The organism is Neisseria sicca, assembly GCF_014054945.1.
Taxonomy (GTDB): Bacteria; Pseudomonadota; Gammaproteobacteria; order Burkholderiales; family Neisseriaceae; genus Neisseria; species Neisseria sicca.
The window spans coordinates 1,598,912-1,621,057 of sequence record NZ_CP059566.1; the positions used below are offsets into that span (position 1 = coordinate 1,598,912).

The window sequence follows — 22,146 nt, forward strand, 5'->3', positions numbered from 1 at the left end:
TTCCAACCCGATAAGGTCGAATTTTACCTTTTGCCCATATTTTTTCAAGCATTTCATTTTAAATAAAAAAATGCCGTCAGAAATTTTAACCTGATAGAAAGGTTGTTTTGTTGATTGTTTACAATTTATCAATGTTTACATCAACTTCGCGCCATACTCACACAAATCATTAATGATGCACTTCCCGCATTGCGGCTTCTGCGCCTTGCAGGTGTAGCGTCCGTGCAGAATCAGCCAATGATGCGCATCCATCAAAAACTCTTTCGGCACAAAGCGCATCAGCTTGTCTTCCACCTCGCGCACATCCTTGCCCGGCGCGATTTTGGTACGGTTGGACACCCTGAAGATGTGCGTATCGACCGCCATGACGGGATGGCCGAACGCCGTGTTCAACACCACGTTTGCCGTCTTGCGACCCACGCCCGGCAACGATTCCAAAGCCTCGCGGTCTTCCGGCACTTCGCCGTTGTATTTTTCCAGCAGGATGCGGCAAGTCTGCATGATGTGTTTGGACTTGGTTTTATAAAGCCCGATGGTTTTCGTGTATTCCATCACGCCGTCCAAACCCAAATCCAACATCGCCTGCGGCGTATTGGCAACCGGAAACAGCTTTGCCGTCGCCTTATTCACGCCCACGTCGGTCGCCTGCGCCGACAGCAAAACGGCAATCAAAAGCTCGAAGGGTGAATTGAAATGAAGCTCGGTGGTCGGATGGGGATTGGCAGCGCGGAAACGCTCGAAAATTTCTTGGCGGATCTGTTTGTTCATGGGGGTACGGGTAGGATTGGTGTGTGTCTTTATCGTTTGCCCGATTATAACGCAAAAGGTCGTCTGAAAACCGATGCCGAAGGTTTTCAGACGACCTTTCTATCCCGCCGCTTTACGCGGTTTCTTTCTTGCTCAACGTCAGACCTGTCCAGCCGAACAGCAGCGTCAAAATCAGGCTCAGATAGCAGAAGAAGGCGTAAGGCAGGTATTCCCAAACGGGCACGCCGAGGGCGTGGCTGATGAACACGCCGCAGACGCTCCACGGAACGAGCGGGTTGATGACCGTACCCGCGTCTTCCAGCGTGCGCGAAAGGTTGCGCGAATGCAGACCGAGTTTGTCGTACACGGGTTTGAAGGTTTCGCCGGAAAGCAAAATACTCAAATATTGTTCGCCGATGAGGAAATTGACGCCGACCGACGTGGCGGCAACGCTGAAGGTGGCACGTCCGGCGGTAGTCAGGAACGCGCGGATGGCGTCCAGCAGCGACGGAATCACGCCGAGCGTAAACAATAATCCGCCCAAACTCATGCCGAGAATCACGATGGTTTGCGTGAAGAACATGCTTTCCAAACCGCCGCGCGAAATGAGTTTGGCGATGTCTTGAAACGCTTCGCCTTCGAGTTTGTAGCCGCCGTAAAACCATGCGCCGAGCTGGTTCAAGTCGGGCGTGCTGTGGAAATAAGTTACCGCAAGCGCGGCGAGGATGGTGAACAACATGGCAACAACGGCGTTAATGCGCAACAGCGCCAACACGACCAACAGCGCAAACGGAATCAGCGAATAGCCGTGCACCAAGCCCGTCGCTTCGAGCTGGCTGCGGAAGGATTCGACGCTGTTCAAATCGTGGGCGGCAACATTGGGCAAGAGCCACAGCATCAATGCTGCGCTGATGAGCCACGCGGGAATGGTGGTGTACATCATGTTTTTGATGTGTTCGAACAAATCAATGCCGACAATAGAAGCCGAAATGCCCGTAGTATCGGAGAGCGGGGACATTTTGTCGCCGAAGAACGCGCCGGAAACAATCGCACCCGCCGTCATCGCCAAATCGGCATGAAACGCCGCCGCCATGCCCATAAAGGCAACGCCGACGGTGGCGCAAGTGGTCAAACTGCTGCCGATGGACACGCCGATGACGGAACAGAGCGCAAAGGCGGAAAAATAGAAATAAGTGGGGGAAATCAGCCCGAAACCGTAATACATCAGCGTCGGAATCGCGCCGCTCATCATCAGCGCGCTGACCATCAGCCCGATGAAGAAAAACAGGTAAATCGCGCCCATGCCCTGCCCCACCGCGCCGACCATGCCTTTTTGCATGTCGTTATATTTCAACCCGCGCGCGAGACCGTAAAGGATCAGGACGGTAATGGCGGCAATGATGGACATATGGGGCAGCCAGCCCAGCGAAATGATGGTGTAACCCATCGCCCCGATTAACGCCGCAACGACGGCAAGCGCCTCTTTGCGCGGCATATCGAGCAGTGATTTGAATGCAAACATATTGCTTTGCCTGTTTTGTGTGTATTTAACGAAGTTTAGCACACGGGGTCGTCTGAAAAACCGCTTTTCAGACGACCCCGTGATTTTTTATGAATGTAATAACGGATTTTAGTTGATGCGATATGGTTTTAAATTTGATTTTTTGAAACAAAATATCCTTATTTTCAAAATAAAGCCGTATTATTTCTTTTTATCATGATTAAACCGCCCCTCACGCAAAAATGTTGCGGTCTGCTCGGCGGTAATGTGTTTAAACAGCATACCGCTGTGGCTGACGGGCAAGATAACGTGGTCGCGCATATTCGGGCAGCGGGTTTCGCTGACCAAAACCGTACCGTCGTGTTCGCCGTGCAAACCCAATACGCGCCCCAGCCCGAGCGGTTTGTTGCCGGCGATGCTGCCCAATTCGATATGTTCGGGCAAATCGGGCGTGCCGCCGTCGAGTGCATCGCGATAAGCACCGCCGAGTACGGGGGTCTTCAATCCAAGCCGGAACACCCTTTGCGCCGCCCGGCTGCCTTGGTGGGGCGTGCCGAAGGTAACGATGCGGCCGGTAATTTTTTCGGGATGTGCGGCGGCAAAATGGCGCAACACCAGCCCGCCCAGACTGTGTCCGGCAAAATGCAGAGGCTCGCCTGTATCGTGTTTTTCAACAAATTCCGCCAACGCCTGCGTGTGCTGCTGCATGGTGTGCCAGACGCTGTAATAACCGAACAGGGCAACGTCAAAGCCTTGCTTTTCCAGCATATCCGCTAAAGGTTTCATCACCCAAGAGTGCATGTGCAGTCCGTGTAATAAGATGATTTTCGACATGAAGACCTCCTGTATTTTTGCCGCCAGCATTATGCCATAAGTCAGTCAGACCGTATTGCGGACGCGTTTTGTCTTTTGAAAACGGGCTTAAGCTCCGGTTAAAATCTGTTGCCGTATTTTCAGACGACCTTGGTTTGAGCGGATCAGGTTTAAAAGTCCGTCCCAACGAAAAAAGGTCGTCTGAAAACCTGATTTCCAAGTTTTCAGACGACCTTTTGTTCAGTCAACGCTTACTCGTCGGCTTTATAACCTTTGAGGGCAAAGAAGACGATGTAGAGGTAGCACACGGCAGGTGCAACATAAGAAATCATCATACCGAAATCATCAGCAATCTTACCTTGCAAGACAGGAATCAGCGCGCCACCAACAATGGCGGTACAAAGAATACCTGAAGCAGAATTGGTAAATTTGCCAAGGTTTTTGGTTGCCAGCGAGAAGATGGTCGGGAACATAATGGAGTTGAAAAAGCCGATGGCAATCAACGCCCACATGGCGATGTCGGCATTGCCTTTACCAACCATGATGGCAATGACGAGCAAGGCAGTGGCAACTGAGGCATTAAAGGCAAGGTAACGGTTCGGCGCGACTCGAGCCATCACCGCCGAACCGAGGAAGCGTCCGACCATGGCACCGCCCCAGTATAACGCCAGCATGTCTGCAGCTTTGGCATGATTCAATCCTTTCAGAAAGCCCAAAATATTGACCATGAAAGAGCCGATGGATACTTCCGCACCAACGTAGCAGAAAATGCCGACCACACCGAGAATAAGGTGTTTGTATTGCCACACGCTGCTTTTGCCGTCGTGATTGTGTTCGCTTTCCTCAACGGCAATTTTGCGCGCATCGGGCAGGCGGATCATTTTCACGAAGACGGCGAGGAGGATCAACAATCCCGCCAAACCCAAATAAGGGATTTGGACGGAGGTGATTTGCTCGGCTTTGCTGGCTTTCTGAGCCGCATCGGCAAAAATGAGATATGAACCGATTTTCGGAGCAATCGTCGTACCCAATGAATTGAATGCCTGCACCAAAGTCAATGTCACTGACTCTTTGCCCGGTTTCGCCAGCAGGGTCACATACGGATTACCCGCAACCTGCAACAGGGTGACGCCTGAAGCAAGAATGAAAAGCGCGCCCAAGAAAGTCGGGTAAGATAGGCTTTCTGCGGCGGGATAAAACAACAAGCATCCGACGGCGGTCAGCAAAAAGCCGCCGATGACGCCGTTTTTATAGCCGATTTTACCGACGAGATGACCCATCGGAATCGACATGATGGCATAGGCGGTAAAGAAGCAGAACTGAATCAGCATCGCCTGAACATTGGTCAGCTTGAAAATGTCTTTCAGATGCGGAATCAAGATGTCGTTCATGCAGGTGATGAAACCCATCATGAAGAAGAGCGTGGTCAGGACGACCAGCGCGGGGTTATGGTTTTGCTGTGATGGCGTAGACATGATTTGCCTTTCGATTTATTGGAATTGACCGTACAAACAGTTAATATCCGTTAATAACGGGCCGAATCATACTGGCTTTTGCCATTCTTGCAAACACTGGAAATGCGCCGACTACATAGAGTTTCAGCAAGATTCTGTCCGATAACGCATTTTTATAGACAGAATCCGTCTGAATTTTACAATTAACCTACCCGCAAACGACTTAAAATCTTATTTCAGACGACCCTTGACCTGACGCAAACTTATCCGCCATGCCCCTCATTTACGCCTATCTCGGACTTGCCGCCTCCGCCTTTACCTCCGCCACCATCCTGCCCGGCACATCCGAAGCCGCCTTCGCCGCGTTTATCTACACCTATCCCGAACAGGCATACGGCGCATGGTTGTGCGCCGGACTGGCAAACGGCTTGGGCAGCATGGTTTCCTATTGGATGGGGCGGCTGATTCCGTCCAAGAAAAGGTCGTCTGAAAAGACCCTGCGCCTGCTCCGACGCTGGGGTACCCTGCCCCTTTTGTTTGCCTGGCTGCCCGTCATCGGCGACGCGCTGCCCATTGCCGCAGGCTGGCTCAGGCTCAACCCCTACACCTCCGCACTCATGCTCCTGACCGGAAAAATCCTGCGCTACGGCATCATCCTCGCCGGCATCAAAGGCATGATGTAAACCATTTGCGCAAAACCTGCCGCATTCATTTTCAGACGACCTGAAACAGCGTAAAATCCCAAAGGAAATATCCCGTCCCTTCATTTTTTTGCAAAGCGAGAAATCATGTTCTTCAAGCACATCGAAGCCGCCCCCGCCGACCCCATCTTAGGCTTGGGCGAAGCATTCAAAGCCGAAACCCGTCCCGAAAAAGTCAACCTCGGCATCGGCGTTTATAAAGACGCATCCGGCGCGACCCCCATCGTCAAAGCCGTCAAAGAAGCCGAAAAACGCCTGCTCGAGAGCGAAACCACCAAAAACTACCTCACCATCGACGGCGTTGCCGACTACAACGAGCAAACCCAAATCCTCCTCTTTGGAAGAGACCACGAAATCGTCGCCAGCCGCCGCGCCAAAACCGCCCAAAGCCTCGGCGGCACAGGCGCATTGCGTATTGCCGCCGAGTTCGCCAAACGCCAGCTGAACGCACAAACCGTCTGGATTTCCAACCCCACATGGCCCAACCACAACGCCATCTTCAAAGCCGTCGGCATCCAAGACAAGCCCTACCGCTACTACGACGCCGCCAAACACGGCTTAGACTGGGACGGCATGATTGAAGACCTCGGCCAAGCGCAAAAAGGCGACGTCGTCCTCTTGCACGGCTGCTGCCACAACCCCACCGGCATCGACCCCACGCCCGAACAATGGGAAACCCTCGCCAAACTCTCCGCCGAAAAAGGCTGGCTGCCCCTGTTTGACTTCGCCTACCAAGGCTTCGGCAACGGTCTCGAAGAAGACGCATACGGCTTGCGCACCTTCTTGAAATACAACAAAGAATTGCTCATCGCCAGCTCCTATTCCAAAAACTTCGGCATGTACAACGAACGCGTCGGCGCGTTTACCTTAGTCGCAGAAGACGAAGCGACCGCCGCCCGCGCCCACAGCCAAGTCAAAACCATCATCCGCACCCTCTACTCCAATCCCGCCTCCCACGGCGCGAACACCATCGCCTTGGTGCTGAAAGACGCAGATTTGAAAGCACAATGGATTGCCGAACTCGACGAAATGCGCGGCCGCATCAAAGCCATGCGCCAAAAATTCGTCGAACTGCTCAAAGCCAAAGGCGCAAATCAAGACTTCGACTTCATCATCGAACAAAACGGCATGTTCTCCTTCAGCGGCCTCACGCCCGAACAAGTCGACCGCCTGAAAAACGAGTTCGCCATCTACGCCGTGCGCTCCGGCCGCATTAACGTCGCCGGCATTACCGATGACAACATCGACTACCTGTGCGAAAGCATCGTGAAAGTGTTGTAATCCGCATCAGGCAATACCCAAAGGTCGTCTGAAAACCTAAATACCGTTTTCAGACGACCTTTCCCCACCTTTTGACACAACAACCCCCTTAAAGCATCACATTATGAGACCCACACTAGACGTCATCATCCCCTGCTACAACTCCGCCGCCACCCTTCAAGCGGCTGTCGAGAGCGCCGTCTCCCAACCCGCCGTCGAAAACGTCTGGCTGATTGACGACGCCTCCATCGACGACACACGCCTTATCATGAGCGACCTCGCCGCCATCCATCCGAAAGTCCGTTGCGAATACATGCTCGAAAACGGCGGCGCCGCCAAAGCCCGCAACTGGGGCGCCATGCAAAGCCAAGCCGACTTTATCGCCTTTCTCGACGCCGACGACGTCTATGAAAACAACGTCCTCAATGCCGCCTACCTCGGCTTGGAAGCCTACTCCTACCTCAGCCTGGTCCGCCTCAAATTGCGTCCCGTCGGCTTTCCCGAACACTACCTCAACCACCCGCAATTCCCCACCGCATGGGAACGGTTGCAAATGACCGTCGGCGGCAACACCGTATTCCGCCGCAGCATCTTTCTCGCCTGCGGCGGCTTTCCGCAAGACGAACTCTTCCGAATCTTCGGCGGCGAAGATGCCGCACTCGGCATCGCACTGACCCGCGACAGCGTCGTCGGCTACCTCTTTGAAGAACGCGACCCCGCCGTCAGACACAACTACCGCCCCGGCATCCACGCCGAGCGTCTGCTCGATGCCGAACTTTTCGGCAAAACCGTCCCCGGACTGACCATAGACCACCAAAACGAAGCCGAAGCCGTCACCCGCCGCATCAGCCGCCGCCTGCAAGAAGTCAAAGCACACTCGACCTTCGAAGAAGCCGGCACCATGCCGCTCTACCCCGAGTACGAATAAGCAGACATAAACGCCAAACCCCGCCTGAACGGCTGCATTACATTGCTTGAAGCAAAAAGGTCGTCTGAAATCTTGTTTTCAGACGACCTTTTTGCTGGATTTGATTATTGCAATTGTGGCAGGGAGCAGCCTTCGGGCATTACAACTTTGCATTCAGTCATTCCTGCATTTTTGCAGTTTGTAATAGCAGCCTGTTCTGCAAGTCCGGGTTCTGCCGCACCTCCAATTACTCTAGTTTGGTTTTTCAATTTGCCTGAAGCAGCGGCAATACAGCCGTTTCTGACCCAACTGATCGCTTTACATGGGGCATTTCTACTCCCCTTCTCACATTGCTTAATGGCTGCATTTTGTGCCTCGGCTTTTGAGTTTTGATTTAATGAACCACCGATATGACCTGATTTTTCACTGAAAGCCAAAGCCCCAAACTTAGAAGGAACTTTCACGTCGTAGTAGATAATTTTTTTAGGAGGCGGGGTGCTGTTGCCTGATTTGGGAGGCGGCACATTGTATAAAATTTGCCGACCGCTTCCGTCTATGATACGGCAGGTTCCCGTGGCAGCTTGGTATTCTCCACCACAGCCATTGGCATAAACATTAAAACTTACCAAGCCCAATGCGATTAAAAACAGCTTTTTCATCAATTTGTCCTTTCAAATCATGTCTCACCACGCAGCGCGTTCCCTCATATCTTCCACCGCCTCCGCCAACGCCGCCGCCAATGGCGGATCAAACGACGAGTGTCCCGCCTGAATCACGCGCAGTTCGGCTTCGGGGAGCGCCTGCGACAGTTCCCACGCGCTTTGCATGGGGGTGCATAAGTCGTAGCGGCCTTGTACGATGATGGTCGGGATATGGCGGATTTTGTCCGTGTTCGCCAAAATCGCTTTGTCGCCCTTCAGCCAGCCTTCGTTGACGAAATAATGGTTTTCCAAGCGGGCGATGGCGAGAGATTCGTAAGCGTCTTCATCGACGTCTTGCGGCTCGAAGCGGATCAGGTAGCTTTCCCAATCCGCCCAGGCTTTGGCGGCTTTCAGACGACCTGCTTCGTCTTCGCCGAACAGCATTTCGTGATACGCCGCAATCAGGCCGCCGCGTTTTTCTTCGGCGACGGGCGCGAGGAATTTCTGCCATTGCGCGGGATAAATCTGGCTGACGCCGCCTGCTTCGTCCAGCCACGCCATTTCGGACGGGCGGCACAGGAATATCCCGCGCAACACGAGTCCGGCAACGCGTTCGGGATGGGTTTCGGCATACGCCAGCGACAAGGTGCTGCCCCATGAGCCGCCGAACACCAGCCATTTTTGAATGCCCAGCATTTCGCGGACTTTTTCGATGTCGGCAACCAAGTCCCAAGTCGTGTTGTCATCGGTGCAGGCGTAAGGCAGCGAACGGCCGCAGCCGCGCTGGTCGATGATGACGATGCGGAACACGTCGGGATTGAAAAAGCCGCGGCAGGCAGGCGATGCGCCCGCGCCCGGGCCGCCGTGCAGGAAGATGACGGGCAGGCCGTCGGGATTGCCGGATTCTTCCCAGTAGATTTGATGGATGTCCGATACTTGCAGCAGGCCGCTGCGGATGGGTTCGCGGATGGGGTGCATGATGTTTCTCCTGTTGTCTGACGTTGGGATTGTACCCATCGGGCAGGCAAACGACAAACGGCAAGGGGTCGTCTGAAATCCCCTTCCACCGCCGCGTTTCCCGACCGACCGACTATCCGCTATAATTCCCCGATACCCGCGCAACCGAAAGAATGAAATGAACAAAATCCTGATGACCGCCGCCGTGCTGCTTCTGTCCGCCTGCGGCTTCCACCTCAAAGGCATGGGCGGCACCGCACGCACGCTGCCGTATCCCGCTTGGCACATCCAAAACGCTTCCGTGATGCAAAAGGCTTTGGAAAACGCCCTGCGCCGCGTCGACGGCAAACCCGTTTCCGCCGCCGAAGCGCAAATGACGTTGAACGTCAAGGGCGTTGAAACCCGTCAGGACATCTACACCATCACCCGCGCCGCGCTGGTCAACGAATACCTGCTGACGCTGCGCGTCGAAGCACAAGCCATGCGCAACGGCGAGCCTGTGGGCGAACCGATTACCGTCCTCGTCAACCGCACGATGGACTACAACGACAGCGAAGTGTTGGGCAAACAGGAAGAAAGCGAAACCATCTGGGCGGAAATGCGCGCCGACGCCGCCGACCAAATCGTCCGCCGCCTGACGTTCCTGAAAGCGTATTGATGGCGGTCATGAATATCGAACAGGTCAGCGCGGATATGCCGCTTTCGCCGCTGTACATCATCCACGGCGAAGAAGACCTGTTGCGCATCGAAGCCCTCGACACCCTGCGCGCCGCCGCCAAAAAACAAGGCTACCTCAACCGCGAAGTCTTTACGGCGGACAACGGCGCCGACTGGGACGAACTTTTGCAAAGCGCAGGCAGCGCAGGGCTTTTCGCCGACTTGAAACTTTTGGAAATCCACATTCCGAACGGCAAGCCCGGCAAAACCGGCGGCGACGCGCTGCAAACCTTCGCCGAACGCCTGCCCGAAGACACCGTTACCCTGATTCTGCTGCCCAAGCTCGAAAAAGCCCAAACGCAGGCAAAATGGTTCACCGCGCTTGCTGCCAAAGGCACGGTACTCGAAGCCAAAGCCATTAGCGCGCAAGCCCTGCCGCAGTGGATAAAGGGTCGTCTGAACAAGGTCGGACTCAACATCGAACCCGACGCGCTCGCCCTGTTTGCCGAACGCGTCGAAGGCAACCTGCTCGCCACCCGCCAAGAAATCGACAAACTCGCGCTGCTGCACCCGCAAAACCATACCGTCAACATCGCCGATGCTGAAGCCGCCGTCGCCAACGTCGCCCGTTTCGACGTATTCCAGCTCTCCGGCGCATGGATGAAAGGCGATGCCCTGCGCGTCGCCCGCCTTCTGGACGGACTCGAAGAAGAAGGCGAAGAGCCTGTCTTGCTGCTGTGGGCGGTTGCCGAAGACATCCGCACCCTCATCCGTCTGACCGCCGCGCTCAAACAAGGACAGAGCGTACAATCCGTCCGCGACAGCCTGCGCCTGTGGGGCGACAAACAAACCCTCGCGCCGATTGCCGTCAAACGCATTCCCGCCGTCCGCCTGATTGAAGCCCTCAAAACCTGCGCCAAAATCGACCGCATCATCAAAGGCGCGGAAGACGGCGACGCGTGGACGGAGTTCAAGCAGTTGGTAACGGGGTTGGCAGTCTGATTTCATTAGGCATGGATAGGCGCTTTTCGCGGCAAGGGCGCGCCTGTTCAAAAAGCGTGAAAGTTTGTATGCCGCATCGCTTCTGTACGCGCCCAAACGGCAAAAATACTGTAAAATACCGTTAAACATAAAGTTATGATATTTGAGGTCGTCTGAAATCCGTCCACCACTCAATGCAGCGGATTGACAAGCATTCGGCGCGTTCAGAGATACGCCGCCGCTTGCCCGTCTGCCGCACACCCTTTTCAGACGACCTTCCACCCTTACAAGGAACTGCAACTTCATGGACAACCAAACCAAACTCCGCATCGGCGGCCTGCTCGTGCTGACCACCGCCGTTTTAAGCCTGATCATCGTCTTAATCGTCGATTCGTGGCCGCTCGCCATCCTGCTTGCCGTCATCATCGTCGCCGCAGCCGCCGGCGGCTTTGTCTGGACTTCGCGCCGCCAGCAGCGCCAGTTTCTCGAACGCCTGAAAAAATTCGACATCGACCCCGAAAAAGGCCGCATCAACGAAGCCAACCTGCGCCGTATGTACCACAGCGGCGGCCAACACCAAAAAGACGCGATAACGTTGGTCTGCCTGTCGCAAAAATGTTCGGCCGAAGAAGCGCACGCCATGTTCAAAAAACGCCCGACCCGTCAGGAAATGAACCAGATGGCAGCCCAGCAGGCGCGCGGACAAAAACGCCCCCACCGCTGATTCCTCCCACACAAAGGTCGTCTGAAAACGGATGCGGCAGTTTCGCCCGAACCAAGCATTCCGTTTTTCAGACGACCTTTTTACCGAGCAGACCGCCATGACCGCCCTTCCCCCCGCCCCCGTCAAACGCCGCCTTGCCGCCCTGATGTACGAATTGCTGCTGACCGGTGCCGTGACCGCCATCGCCGCCCTCCTTGCCGGCATCGCCGCGATTTTCCTCAACCCCGTCTCCCAGCTCCTTTCCAGCTTGGTTACCTGCGTTATCTTTGTAGGAAGCTGGTGGCTCTACTTCAAAACCAACTGGACGAAAACCGGCCGCACCCTCGCCATGCAGACGTGGAAAATCGGACTGCACGGCCGCAACGGAACGCTGCCGCCATTATCGCAACTGCGCATCCGCTTTATTTGGTCATGTATCTTCGTCGTTTTCATCCCCCTGCTCGCCTACGCCGGCCTGCGCCACCTGCTCGCCATCCCGCCCATACCCGCCTTCGGCGCCGCCCTTATTTGGCTCATCCTGCCGTGGGGCTTCGCCCTGCTGAACCCCGACCGGCAGTTTTTATACGATTTCTTGGCGGGAACGCGATTGGTCGATTTGAAACAGGAAACATCCGAAAGCTGATTGTTCTACTGTTTCGCCACACAGACAAAAGGTCGTCTGAAAACGAGGCAAGCCCTTGCCGTTTTCAGACGACCTTTTTATCCGCCGTCGTTCTTGTTTGAAACCCAACCCAACTTAAACCATCTTCGATTCACGCATTCCCCTACTGTTTAAACGAAACGGAGATGACGGTAAACCTGATCACGCCCACAACGACAAAAAGGTCGTCTGAAACCCAAATTGGATTTCAGACGACCTTTTTATAGTGGATTAAAATTGCAATGATACGGCGTTGCCAACGCCCTTATGTACTACCCGTACACGGCGGGCGTTGCCGCCTTGTCTCATTTTTATTTTAATCCACTATATTTCAAGCCGGTTGGCTTATTTGTTGAAGAAAACCAGCGTCCACGGCAAGACATAAGCTTGCAGCAGGGTCAGCAGGCCGACGAAGGTACAGAAAATCAAGCTGTGTTTCACGGTGAAGCGGAACAGGTTGGATTCTTTGCCTTCCAGACCGACTGCCGCGCAGGCGATGGCGATGGATTGCGGCGAAATCATTTTGCCGGTTACGCCGCCGGTGGTGTTGGCTGCAACGGTCAGCTCGGGCACGACGTTGATTTGATGCGCGGTGCTGGCTTGCAGCGAACCGAAGAGCGCGTTGGCGGAGGTGTCCGAACCGGTCAGGAATACGCCCAGCCAGCCGAGGAACGGCGAGAAGAACGGGAACACGGTGCCGGTAGCGGCGAGGACGAGTGCCAATGTGGACGACAGGCCTGAATAGTTTGCCACGAATGCGAAGCCGAGTACCAAGCCGATAGACAGGATGGACAGGCGCAGTTCTTTGAGCGTTTCAAAGAAAGTGCTGACGGCTTCGGAAGGTTTCATTTTCAGCAAAGCGGCGGAAACGATGGAAGCAAACAGGATTGCCGTACCGACTGCGCCGAGGAGGTCGATTTTGAATACGGCGGCGTATGGTGTCGGTTCGCTGACGATGGGTGCGGCTTTTTGTACCAAGTTGTGCAGCATCGGCCAGTCGAATTTGATGGTGGCAACACCCAAAGCCTCTTTAACGCCCTTAATCGTCCACACGCTGACGAAAACGGTCAGGATGGCGAAAGGCGACCAGGCTTTGATGATTTGTCCGGCAGTGTATTCGCCCGCTTTGCGTTCGGCCGGTTTTTTCATGCCGTTGAAGGTGAAGATTTCTTTAGGCTGCCATTTTTTCAGGAAGGCAGACAGGCAGACCAGGCTGACCAATGCGGAGGTCACGTCGGGCAATTCCGGACCGATGAAGTTGGCGGTAATGAACTGGGTAGTGGCGAAAGATACGCCCGCCACCAATACGGCAGGCCAAGTTTGGCGTATGCCGCGCATACCGTCCATCATGGCAACCAACCAGAAAGGAACGATAATCGACAGGATCGGCAGTTGGCGGCCGGCGACCTGACCGATATGGTAAGGGTCGAGGTTGGACACTTGACCGGCAACCAAGATTGGAATACCCATCGCACCGAAAGCCACAGGCGCGGTATTGGCAATCAAACACAAACCGGCGGCGTAGAGCGGATTAAAGCCCAAGCCCACCAACAAAGAGGCGGTAATCGCCACCGGCGCGCCGAAGCCTGCCGCACCTTCGAGGAAAGCGCCGAAGGAGAAGCCGACCAGCAACATTTGCAGGCGTTGGTCTTCGGTAATCGAAATCACGGAAGCGCGGATGATGTCGAACTGCCCTGTTTTCACGGTAATTTTATACAGGAACACGGCAGTAACGATAATCCATGCAATCGGCCACAAACCGTAAGCGAAGCCGTACAGCGCGGAAGAAACCGCCATGCCAGCAGGCATTCCGAAACCTAATACGGCAACGCCAAGCGCAATCAGAAGCGTATAAAGCCCTGCCTGATAGCCTTTAAGCTTCAGGATGGTCAGTGCAACGAAGAAAAAGATAATGGGCAGGAGGGCGACGGCTGCCGTCAAATACAGGCTGCCGCCCACTGCGGTATAGTTTTGAATCCAAGTATCCATAGGGAAAATCTCCGAATATTTTTCTAATATATTTTCTTAAATTGGTAAAACCAATTTTGAGAACGGAGGACACTTTACGAAACTTTAATATGGCGGTCAATTATTTTTTCAGACGACCCGGCGGCATCGGCGCAAATTTGTTATTTAATTTTAAATAAAACAAAATATTATATGAATTGTAAAAATGTAGCCTGATGTAGTTTTAAAACACATACGGGTAGGACAAGCCATATTGACGGGATACGGGGCGGTTAATTAGAATACGGCGACATTGGTCATGCCAATTTGGTCATGCTAATTTTGACACAGGTTGCCATTTCAGATGACCTGCCGCATCACATTACATTATCGGATTTGGGTCTTCTTCACAGAAAAAAACATGATGGAAAAGAGGGAATTACAATGACAAAACTGGTTCGTCCGCAAAAAATCAGCGACCAAATATTGTCGATATTGGAGGAACGCATCGCGGCGGGCATTTACGAAGAAGGCGGCAAAATCCCGCCCGAGCGCACGTTGGCGGAAGAATTCGGCGTATCGCGCCCGTCGGTCAGGGTCGCGCTGAACATCCTGATTGCGCGGCAGGTTTTGGAAGCGCGTCAGGGCGACGGCTATTACGTTTCCGTCAAACCGCAGCAGGATTTCCTCCAAAGCTGGCAAGAATTGCTCGGCAAACATTCCAACTGGGAAACCGACGTTTTCGATTTCAGCTGCCACATCGAAGGCTGCATGGCGTCGCTGGCTGCCGAACGGCGCACCGATGCCGATTTGAAACGGATTGATTTTTGGCGGCAAAAATTCGAATCCGCCTGCGAAAGCGGCAATCTGGAACATCAAAGCGAAGCCGACGTGAGCTTTCACCAAACCATCGCCGACGCCGCGCACAACATCCTCTTCAGCCACCTCTCCGGCGGCCTGCTCAAAATGCTCTACCGCCAGACGCGCAGCAGCATCATCTATTCCAACCAAACCGAAGACCCGCGCCCCAAGCTGATTGCGCAACACCGCGCCATCTACGAAGCCATCTTGGAACGCCGCCCCGCCGATGCCGCCGAAGCCGCCAAAATACACTTAAACTACGTCGCCAACAGCATCTTGCAAAACAGGGAATACAAAAGCCGCAACGAACACGCCGACACGCTGGCGCAGAAAGACTTGAAGCGGGTGCAGGACTGGAAGTAGCTTCCTGCCTGACGGAAATAGCAAGCAGACACAAAACCCGATTATCCGCCCGCAACCGCAAGGTCGTCTGAAACATCAAAACACCTGCCTTCGCGGCAGATTCCTACAAAACCGAAGGAGTAGAAATGAAACTATCCGAATTGTTCAACCCCAACGAATTTGCCGCGCGTCATTTGAGTTTCGGCGACGAGGCTGCGCTTTTGGAAGCGCTCGGCGAGAAGAGCATGGACGATTTTGTCGGCAACACCGTGCCGCAAAGCATCCGTATGCCGTCCGAACTCGACCTGCCCGCAGCCCTGACCGAGGCGGACGCTTTGGCGAAGCTGAAAGCCATTGCGGCGAAAAACGTGATCAACAAATCCTATATCGGCTTGGGCTATTACCCGACCCGCGTGCCGAACGTGATTTTGCGCAACGTGTTGGAAAATCCGGGCTGGTACACCGCCTACACGCCGTATCAGGCGGAAATCGCGCAGGGGCGTTTGGAAGCGTTGCTGAACTTCCAGCAGGTGTGCATCGATTTGACCGGTTTCCCCGTGGCGGGCGCGTCTTTGCTGGACGAAGCGACCGCCGCCGCCGAAGCGATGGCGATGGCGCACCGTGTGGGCAAGGTGAAATCCGAGCGTTTCTTCGTGGACGAGCGCGTCTATCCGCAGACTTTGGACGTGATGAAAACCCGCGCCAAGTATTTCGGCTTCGAGCTGGTGGTCGGCGATTTTGCCAAAGCGGATGAAGGCGAATACTTCGGCGCGCTGTTCCAATACGTCGGCAAAGACGGCGACGTGCAAGACTTGCAAAGCGTCATAGGTCGTCTGAAAACCAAAGGCACGATTGTTGCCGTTGCCGCTGACATCATGAGCTTGGTCTTGCTGAAATCGCCTGCTGAATTGGGTGCGGACATTGCGTTGGGCAACACCCAGCGCTTCGGCGTACCGATGGGCTTCGGCGGGCCGCACGCCGCTTATTTCGCGTTTAAAGACGAGTTCAAACGCTCCGCCCCGGGCCGCATCATCGGCGTATCCAAAGACGCATCGGGCAAACCCGCGCTGCGCATGGCGTTGTCCACCCGCGAACAACACATCCGCCGCGAAAAAGCCACATCCAATATTTGTACCGCGCAGGCATTGCTGGCGAACTTGGCGGGCATGTACGCCGTTTATCACGGTCCCGAAGGCGTGAAACGCATCGCCAACCGCATTCACGCGCTGGCTTCCGCCTTTGCCGACGCGCTGGTTTCAGACGGCCTCAAAGTGGTTCACGAAGTCTTCTTCGATACCGTTACCGTCGATTTCGGCAGCAAAGAAAAAGCGGACAAAGCGTTCCAAACCGCTTTGGAACTGGGCTACAACCTGCGCCGCGTCAGCGACACCCGAATCGCCGCCGCCTTCCACGAAACATCCGTGCGCGAAGACCTTGCCGTGTTGTATTACGCCTTCACCGGCAACAACACTTTCACGCTTTCAGACAACGTCAAAGGCCGTCTGAAAACCGAATTCCTGCGCCAAGACAATATTTTGCAACATCCCGTGTTCAACCGTTACCACACCGAACACGAAATGCTGCGCTACCTGAAAAAGCTCGAAGACCGCGATTTGGCGATGAACCGCAGCATGATTTCGCTGGGCAGTTGTACCATGAAGCTCAACGCCACCGCCGAAATGCTGCCGATTACTTGGGCGGAGTTCTCCGACATCCACCCCTACGCCCCCGAAACCCAAACCGCAGGCTACCGCGAACTCCTGACGGACATGGAAAACAGCCTGAAAGCCATCACCGGTTTTGACGCGATTTCCTTCCAGCCCAACTCCGGCGCGCAGGGCGAATACAGCGGTATGCTCGCCATCCGCCGTTATCAGGAAGCCCAAGGCCAAGCACAGCGCAACATCTGCCTGATTCCCAAGTCCGCCCACGGCACCAACCCCGCCACCGCCGCCATGCTCGGTTTGAAAGTCGTCGTCGTCGATACCGATGAACACGGCAACGTCAACATCGACGATTTGAAAGCCAAAGCCGAACAACACCGCGACGCCTTGTCCGCCATCATGATTACCTACCCGTCCACCCACGGCGTGTACGAAGAAGGCATCCGTGACATCTGCCGCATCATCCATGAAAACGGCGGACAGGTTTACATGGACGGCGCCAACCTCAACGCCCAAATCGGCATCATGCAGCCTGCCGAAGTCGGCGCGGACGTGTTGCACATGAACCTGCACAAAACCTTCTGTATTCCTCACGGCGGCGGCGGCCCAGGCATGGGCCCCATCGGCCTGAAAGCCCACCTCGCCCCGTTTGCCCCAGGCCATACCCTGACCGACACGCACAGCGCCAGTGCCGGGCAAACCGCCGTAGCCGCCGCCGCCTTCGGTTCCGCGTCCATCCTGCCGATTACCTGGATGTACCTGACCATGATGGGCAAACAAGGCATGGAACAGGCAACGCGCTGGGCATTGCTCAACGCCAACTACGTCGCCAAACGCCTGAGCGAAGACTATCCCGTCCTCTACACAGGCAAAAACGGCCGCGTCGCACATGAATGTATCGTCGATTTGCGTCCGCTCAAAGCCGAAAGCGGCATCACCGAAACCGACATCGCCAAACGCCTGATGGACTACGGCTTCCACGCCCCGACGGTTTCCTTCCCCGTTGCCGGTACGCTGATGATTGAGCCGACCGAAAGCGAAAGCAAAGCCGAACTCGACCGCTTCATCGCCGCCCTGAAACAAATCAAACAGGAAGTGTTGAAAGTCGAACGCGGCGAATGGCCGAAAGACGACAACCCGCTGGTCAACGCCCCACACACCGCCGCCGACGTAACCGGCGAGTGGGCGCATCCGTACTCCCGCGAAGAAGCCGTCTTCCCGCTGCCTTTCGTGCGCGAAAACAAATTCTGGCCGAGCGTCAACCGCGTGGACGACGTGTACGGCGACCGAAATCTGGTCTGCTCCTGCCCGCCGATGGAAGCGTATGAAGATTAAGGCTTGACATGAAGAAAGGCCGTCTGAAAATTTCAGACGGCCTTTGTTTTAAAAAACGTTCATTCAGAAGGTAGCGTGGTTACGCCTTATCTGTTTGTCAGTTTTATTTTTTCTTGCCAAAAATCAGGGACAACACTGACAAAATCAGGAAACCGACAAACAGGATTTTAGCGATACCTGCCGCGCTGCCTGCAATACCGCCAAAACCCAATACGGCTGCAATAATGGCGATGACGAAGAAAACAACTGCATAATGAAGCATGGTTTTTTCCTTTCTGTTTGGTGTGCAAACGGTTTGATGTGCAAACGGTCGGGGGAGAGCCTTCCGTTTGTTGTGAGATGTAACAGTTTTATATTGAATCAACTATCTTATTGATTAATTTTATACTCACGGATGTAACCGCTTGTAGTACACCTTATCTGATAACTTCCTACTTAGCAAACCGCAGCAATCCCGATTTTCAACCAATCACCCCATTCATGAAGCAACTAATCAAATAATCAATGGATTACATGCATACGTTAAGTTTTGAAAACATTTATATTTTATCGATTAAACAATATCTAAGGAAATTATTTTTTAAAATCAATAAAAAATAAAAAAATAATATATTTATATAAAAGCAATGCCGAACCTGCCGTTTAAATCATCATAAAAACGGCTCAGAAAAATAAAAGGTCGTCTGAAACGCTGCTTTCCTTATTGATTGTTTTTTTGAAACGATTTCGTTATATAGTGGATTAACTTTAAACCAGTACGGCGTTGCCTCGCCTTAGCTCAAAGAGAACGATTCTCTAAGGTGCTGAAGCACCAAGTGAATCGGTTCCGTACTATCTGTACTGTCTGCGGCTTCGTCGCCTTGTCCTGATTTAAAGTTAATCCACTATAAAACAAACCATCCTTTGCCCTTTTCAGACGACCCGACAGGAAAACCGCCATGCAAAACATCCGCGCCGCCGCCGTACAAATGATTTCGTCCACCGACCCCGATGCCAATATCGACACCATGAAACGCCTCGTGCGCCAAGCAGCCGAGCAAGGCGCGGATTGGGTGCTGCTGCCCGAATATTGGCCTCTGATGGGGCGCAAGGATACCGACAAACTGGCTTTCGCCGAGCCTTTAGTCGGTAGCAGTTTAGGTGAAACCCGCTGCGCTCGTTTTAGCGAAACCCGCTACGCTCGTTTTCAGACGACCTTGAGCGAGACGGCGGCGGAATGCGGCGTGGTGCTGTTCGGCGGCACGATTCCGCTGCAAAGCCCTGACGCGGGCAAAGTGATGAATACCATGCTGGTGTACGACCGCGACGGCGCGCAAATCGGGCTGTATCACAAAATGCACCTGTTCGGTTTTTCAGGTTTGGGCGAACGCTATGCCGAGGCGGACACCATCAGCGCGGGCGGCGATGTGCCGAAATTGGCTGCCGACGGCGTACCGCTTGCCGCAGGCGTGTGCTACGACTTGCGCTTTCCCGAGTTTTTCCGCGCCCAGCAGCCGTTTGACGTTTTGCTGCTGCCCGCCGCCTTCACTTACACGACAGGCAAAGCGCATTGGGAATTGCTGCTGCGCGCCCGCGCGGTGGAAAACCAATGCTACGTCATCGCTTCGGCGCAAGGCGGCGAACACGAAAGCGGCAGGCGCACGTTCGGTCACAGCATGATTGTCGACCCGTGGGGCGAAGTGCTGGCCGTTTTGCCCGAAGGCGAGGGCATCGTCATCGCCGATTTGGACGCTGCGAGACTGCAAAGCGTGCGCACCAGGCTGCCCGCGTTGCAACACAGGTTGTTAAAATAAAAACAATTCATCCCCAAACGTCGCCATTTCCGCCTTAAATTCTATGATATGTTGATTTTATCGCAACAAAATTAATCCAAAGTAATATGAAATTGACAATTAATTTTGCATTTATAATATTAGCAGGTACAATTTCAGGCTATTTATTTGGGCTAGTCATACATTGCACAACAGCAGACAAAAATAAGGCTGTTCAACAGTCTAGTGCATTTTATAAAAGGGATATCAAGGATGCTCCAAGCTAAAATCGTCGTTATCGGCAGTATCAATATGGATTTAGTCACCCGTGCTTCAAAATTTCCCAGAGCGGGTGAAACATTGCTGGGCAATTCATTTCACCGCTTCATGGGCGGCAAGGGCGCAAACCAAGCGATTGCAGCAGCGCGTTTGGGGGCGGACGTCTGTATAGTCGGCGCGGTCGGCGATGACGATTTCGGCTATGAAATGACCACCAACCTCTGCCGCGAAGGCATCTTTACCGAACACATCCAAACCCTCACCGGCCTGCCCAGCGGCATGGCAAACATTACCGTTGCCGACGATGAAAACGCCATCATCGTTATCGCCGGAGCCAACATGGGGCTGACGATTGCCGACATCGAAAACGCCGAGCAGCAAATCGCCTCCGCCGATGTGGTTTTGAGCCAGCTTGAAATTCCGATGGACTGTGTCATCACCGCCGCAAAATTGGCGAAGAAATACGGCAAACCCTTTATCCTCAACCCGGCTCCCGCCCAATTCCTGCCTTCGGAATTATGGGAATTGGTCACCCTTCTGACCCCCAACCGCTACGAACTTGCCGACTGCCTCGGCCTGTCGCAAGATTTGAATCCCGAAGAGCTGATTCTAAAAGCCCCCTGCCCCGTCCTGATGACCATGGGCGACAAAGGCGCAGTCTATAAAGACGGGAAAGACAGTTTGCGTTATGTTTCCAGCTTTAAAGTGGACACTGCCGACACCACCGGCGCCAGCGACGCATTCAACGGCGCGTTGTCCGTCTTCTGGAATCAAGGCATCGAAACCGCCGTCCGTAAGGCATGTGCCGCCGCCGCGCTTTCCATTACCCAAGACGGCGCGCAAAACGGAATGCCTTTCAAAGAAGAATTGGAACAATTCCTCGCCGCGCATCAATAAATCCATATTCACGTTATGAAACACAAAAGGTCGTCTGAAACCCATCTTCCGGCGTTTCAGACGACCTTTATTAATCTTAAAGATGATTGAGCCGCATTATAGTGGATTAACTTTAAACCAGTACGGCGTTACCTCGCCTTAGCTCAAAGAGAACGATTCTCTAAGGTGCTGAAGCACCAAGTGAATCGGTTCCGTACTATCTGTACTGTCTGCGGCTTCGTCGCCTTGTCCTGATTTAAAGTTAATCCACTATACCGTGTCGCGTGCCATGTCATGAACGCTTCTGGGAATAGTTAAACCGCCCCGATGGATTTGGCAACCGACGGTCTGACGGCTACAATATCGTGTTAAAAACTTTTCATTTGGGAACACGCAAAATGTTGGTTCATCCTGAGGCGATGGGCGTCGCCACATTGGCGGACAAAATCCGCAAAATCGAAAACTGGCCGCAAAAAGGCATTTTATTTCACGACATTACACCGGTGCTTCAAAGCGCGGAATATTTCCGCCTTTTGGTGGACTTGCTGGTTTACCGCTATATGGGTCAGAAAATCGATGTCGTGGCTGGCTTGGACGCACGCGGCTTCATCATCGGCGCGGCTTTGGCGTATCAGTTGAACGTCGGCTTCGTCCCCATCCGCAAAAAAGGCAAGCTGCCTTTTGATACGATTTCGCAAAGCTACGCGCTGGAATACGGCGAAGCGACGGTCGAAATCCACAAAGACGCGGTCAAACCCGGCGCGCGCGTGCTGCTGGTCGATGACTTGGTCGCAACCGGCGGCACCATGCTCGCAGGCGTGGAATTAATCCGCAAACTCGGCGGCGAAGTCGTTGAAGCGGCGGCGATTTTGGAATTTACGGACTTGATCGGCGGCAGCAAAATCCGCGAAAACGGCGTTCCCCTGTTTACCCTGCTGCAAAACGAAGGCTGCATGTAAACTTTGCCCATGCCTCAAAGGTCGTCTGAAACAGCCATCCCGCTTTTCAGACGACCTTTTTGTTGCACCTGATTACGCGGTTAATGTAAATATCGGTTTCAGATTCGGATAATGCCGCCAAATCGTTTAAAATACGGTTCTAATTGATT

Annotated in this window: 20 protein-coding genes; 12 read left to right on the forward strand and 8 right to left on the reverse strand. The window is 53.9% G+C overall.

The features are described from left to right. Positions 1 to 135 precede the first annotated feature (135 nt). The 4 genes from nth to H3L95_RS07745 all read right to left on the reverse strand — a co-directional run bounded on the left by nth (position 136) and on the right by H3L95_RS07745 (position 4,536). Positions 136 to 768 (reverse strand): endonuclease III, encoded by a 633-nt coding sequence (gene nth / locus H3L95_RS07730; RefSeq protein WP_003758214.1) that lies wholly within the window; start codon positions 766 to 768, stop codon positions 136 to 138. 112 nt (positions 769 to 880) lie between these two features. Then, on the reverse strand, positions 881 to 2,269 hold the full coding sequence (nhaC, locus tag H3L95_RS07735) for a Na+/H+ antiporter NhaC (RefSeq protein WP_003758210.1): 1,389 nt from the start codon (positions 2,267 to 2,269) through the stop codon (positions 881 to 883). 180 nt (positions 2,270 to 2,449) lie between these two features. After that, positions 2,450 to 3,082: a serine aminopeptidase domain-containing protein gene (locus H3L95_RS07740; RefSeq protein WP_040668459.1), complete on the reverse strand. Its 633-nt coding sequence runs from the start codon at positions 3,080 to 3,082 to the stop codon at positions 2,450 to 2,452. A gap of 230 nt (positions 3,083 to 3,312) precedes the next feature. Then, positions 3,313 to 4,536, reverse strand: a complete 1,224-nt coding sequence (locus H3L95_RS07745; protein WP_003758206.1) for a sugar MFS transporter — start codon at positions 4,534 to 4,536, stop codon at positions 3,313 to 3,315. A gap of 251 nt (positions 4,537 to 4,787) precedes the next feature. Between H3L95_RS07745 and H3L95_RS07750 the strand changes: the two genes are divergently transcribed. From H3L95_RS07750 to H3L95_RS07760, 3 genes are all read left to right on the forward strand, one after another. Further along, positions 4,788 to 5,198 carry a YqaA family protein gene (locus tag H3L95_RS07750; RefSeq protein ID WP_003758204.1) on the forward strand — a complete coding sequence of 137 codons (411 nt, stop codon included), beginning with the start codon at positions 4,788 to 4,790 and terminating at the stop codon, positions 5,196 to 5,198. Between the two features lie 105 nt (positions 5,199 to 5,303). Further along, positions 5,304 to 6,497: an amino acid aminotransferase gene (locus H3L95_RS07755; RefSeq protein ID WP_003758200.1), complete on the forward strand. Its 1,194-nt coding sequence runs from the start codon at positions 5,304 to 5,306 to the stop codon at positions 6,495 to 6,497. Between the two features lie 103 nt (positions 6,498 to 6,600). Then, the gene (locus H3L95_RS07760) at positions 6,601 to 7,404 is read left to right on the forward strand and encodes a glycosyltransferase family 2 protein (protein ID WP_003758199.1); all 804 of its coding nucleotides are present in this window, start codon (positions 6,601 to 6,603) and stop codon (positions 7,402 to 7,404) included. A 104-nt stretch (positions 7,405 to 7,508) separates the two neighbouring features. Here H3L95_RS07760 and H3L95_RS07765 read toward each other — a convergent pair whose 3' ends face one another. Together H3L95_RS07765 and pip are read right to left on the reverse strand one after the other, a co-directional pair. After that, positions 7,509 to 8,042, reverse strand: a complete 534-nt coding sequence (locus H3L95_RS07765; protein WP_003758197.1) for a DUF4189 domain-containing protein — start codon at positions 8,040 to 8,042, stop codon at positions 7,509 to 7,511. A 24-nt stretch (positions 8,043 to 8,066) separates the two neighbouring features. Then, on the reverse strand, positions 8,067 to 9,002 hold the full coding sequence (gene pip, locus H3L95_RS07770; protein ID WP_040668457.1) for a prolyl aminopeptidase: 936 nt from the start codon (positions 9,000 to 9,002) through the stop codon (positions 8,067 to 8,069). Positions 9,003 to 9,159: 157 nt separating this feature from the next. Between pip and H3L95_RS07775 the strand changes: the two genes are divergently transcribed. The 4 genes from H3L95_RS07775 to H3L95_RS07790 all read left to right on the forward strand — a co-directional run bounded on the left by H3L95_RS07775 (position 9,160) and on the right by H3L95_RS07790 (position 11,965). Continuing rightward, positions 9,160 to 9,639 carry an LPS-assembly lipoprotein LptE gene (locus H3L95_RS07775; protein ID WP_003758193.1) on the forward strand — a complete coding sequence of 160 codons (480 nt, stop codon included), beginning with the start codon at positions 9,160 to 9,162 and terminating at the stop codon, positions 9,637 to 9,639. After that, entirely contained in the window at positions 9,639 to 10,640 is a 1,002-nt protein-coding gene (gene holA / locus H3L95_RS07780) for a DNA polymerase III subunit delta (RefSeq protein WP_003758191.1), read from the forward strand. The genes H3L95_RS07775 and holA overlap by 1 nt, the downstream gene beginning before the upstream one ends. 283 nt (positions 10,641 to 10,923) lie before the next feature. After that, positions 10,924 to 11,343, forward strand: a complete 420-nt coding sequence (locus H3L95_RS07785; protein WP_003758186.1) for a hypothetical protein — start codon at positions 10,924 to 10,926, stop codon at positions 11,341 to 11,343. Between the two features lie 97 nt (positions 11,344 to 11,440). Beyond that, a complete protein-coding gene (locus H3L95_RS07790) occupies positions 11,441 to 11,965 on the forward strand; it encodes an RDD family protein (protein ID WP_070689130.1) in 525 nt (174 codons plus the stop codon). 363 nt (positions 11,966 to 12,328) lie between these two features. Here the strand turns inward: H3L95_RS07790 and H3L95_RS07795 are convergent, their stop codons facing one another. Continuing rightward, the gene (locus H3L95_RS07795; protein WP_003760927.1) at positions 12,329 to 13,972 is read right to left on the reverse strand and encodes a lactate permease LctP family transporter; all 1,644 of its coding nucleotides are present in this window, start codon (positions 13,970 to 13,972) and stop codon (positions 12,329 to 12,331) included. Positions 13,973 to 14,374: 402 nt separating this feature from the next. On the opposite strand from H3L95_RS07795, the gene H3L95_RS07800 reads away from it, so the two are divergent. Beyond that, on the forward strand, positions 14,375 to 15,154 hold the full coding sequence (locus H3L95_RS07800; protein ID WP_040668979.1) for a FadR/GntR family transcriptional regulator: 780 nt from the start codon (positions 14,375 to 14,377) through the stop codon (positions 15,152 to 15,154). A gap of 125 nt (positions 15,155 to 15,279) precedes the next feature. Next, positions 15,280 to 18,132, forward strand: coding sequence for an aminomethyl-transferring glycine dehydrogenase (gcvP, locus tag H3L95_RS07805; protein ID WP_003760923.1), 2,853 nt, complete (start codon positions 15,280 to 15,282; stop codon positions 18,130 to 18,132). A 103-nt stretch (positions 18,133 to 18,235) separates the two neighbouring features. On the opposite strand, the gene H3L95_RS07810 is transcribed toward gcvP, so the two are convergent. Next, positions 18,236 to 18,394: a DUF1328 domain-containing protein gene (locus H3L95_RS07810; RefSeq protein ID WP_003744611.1), complete on the reverse strand. Its 159-nt coding sequence runs from the start codon at positions 18,392 to 18,394 to the stop codon at positions 18,236 to 18,238. Positions 18,395 to 19,070: 676 nt separating this feature from the next. On the opposite strand from H3L95_RS07810, the gene H3L95_RS07815 reads away from it, so the two are divergent. The 3 genes from H3L95_RS07815 to H3L95_RS07825 all read left to right on the forward strand — a co-directional run bounded on the left by H3L95_RS07815 (position 19,071) and on the right by H3L95_RS07825 (position 21,997). Further along, the gene (locus tag H3L95_RS07815; RefSeq protein WP_003760921.1) at positions 19,071 to 19,925 is read left to right on the forward strand and encodes a carbon-nitrogen hydrolase family protein; all 855 of its coding nucleotides are present in this window, start codon (positions 19,071 to 19,073) and stop codon (positions 19,923 to 19,925) included. Positions 19,926 to 20,156: 231 nt separating this feature from the next. Then, positions 20,157 to 21,059 (forward strand): ribokinase, encoded by a 903-nt coding sequence (rbsK, locus tag H3L95_RS07820; protein WP_003760917.1) that lies wholly within the window; start codon positions 20,157 to 20,159, stop codon positions 21,057 to 21,059. Between the two features lie 377 nt (positions 21,060 to 21,436). Further along, a complete protein-coding gene (locus tag H3L95_RS07825; protein ID WP_003760911.1) occupies positions 21,437 to 21,997 on the forward strand; it encodes an adenine phosphoribosyltransferase in 561 nt (186 codons plus the stop codon). The last annotated feature ends 149 nt before the right edge of the window (positions 21,998 to 22,146 follow it).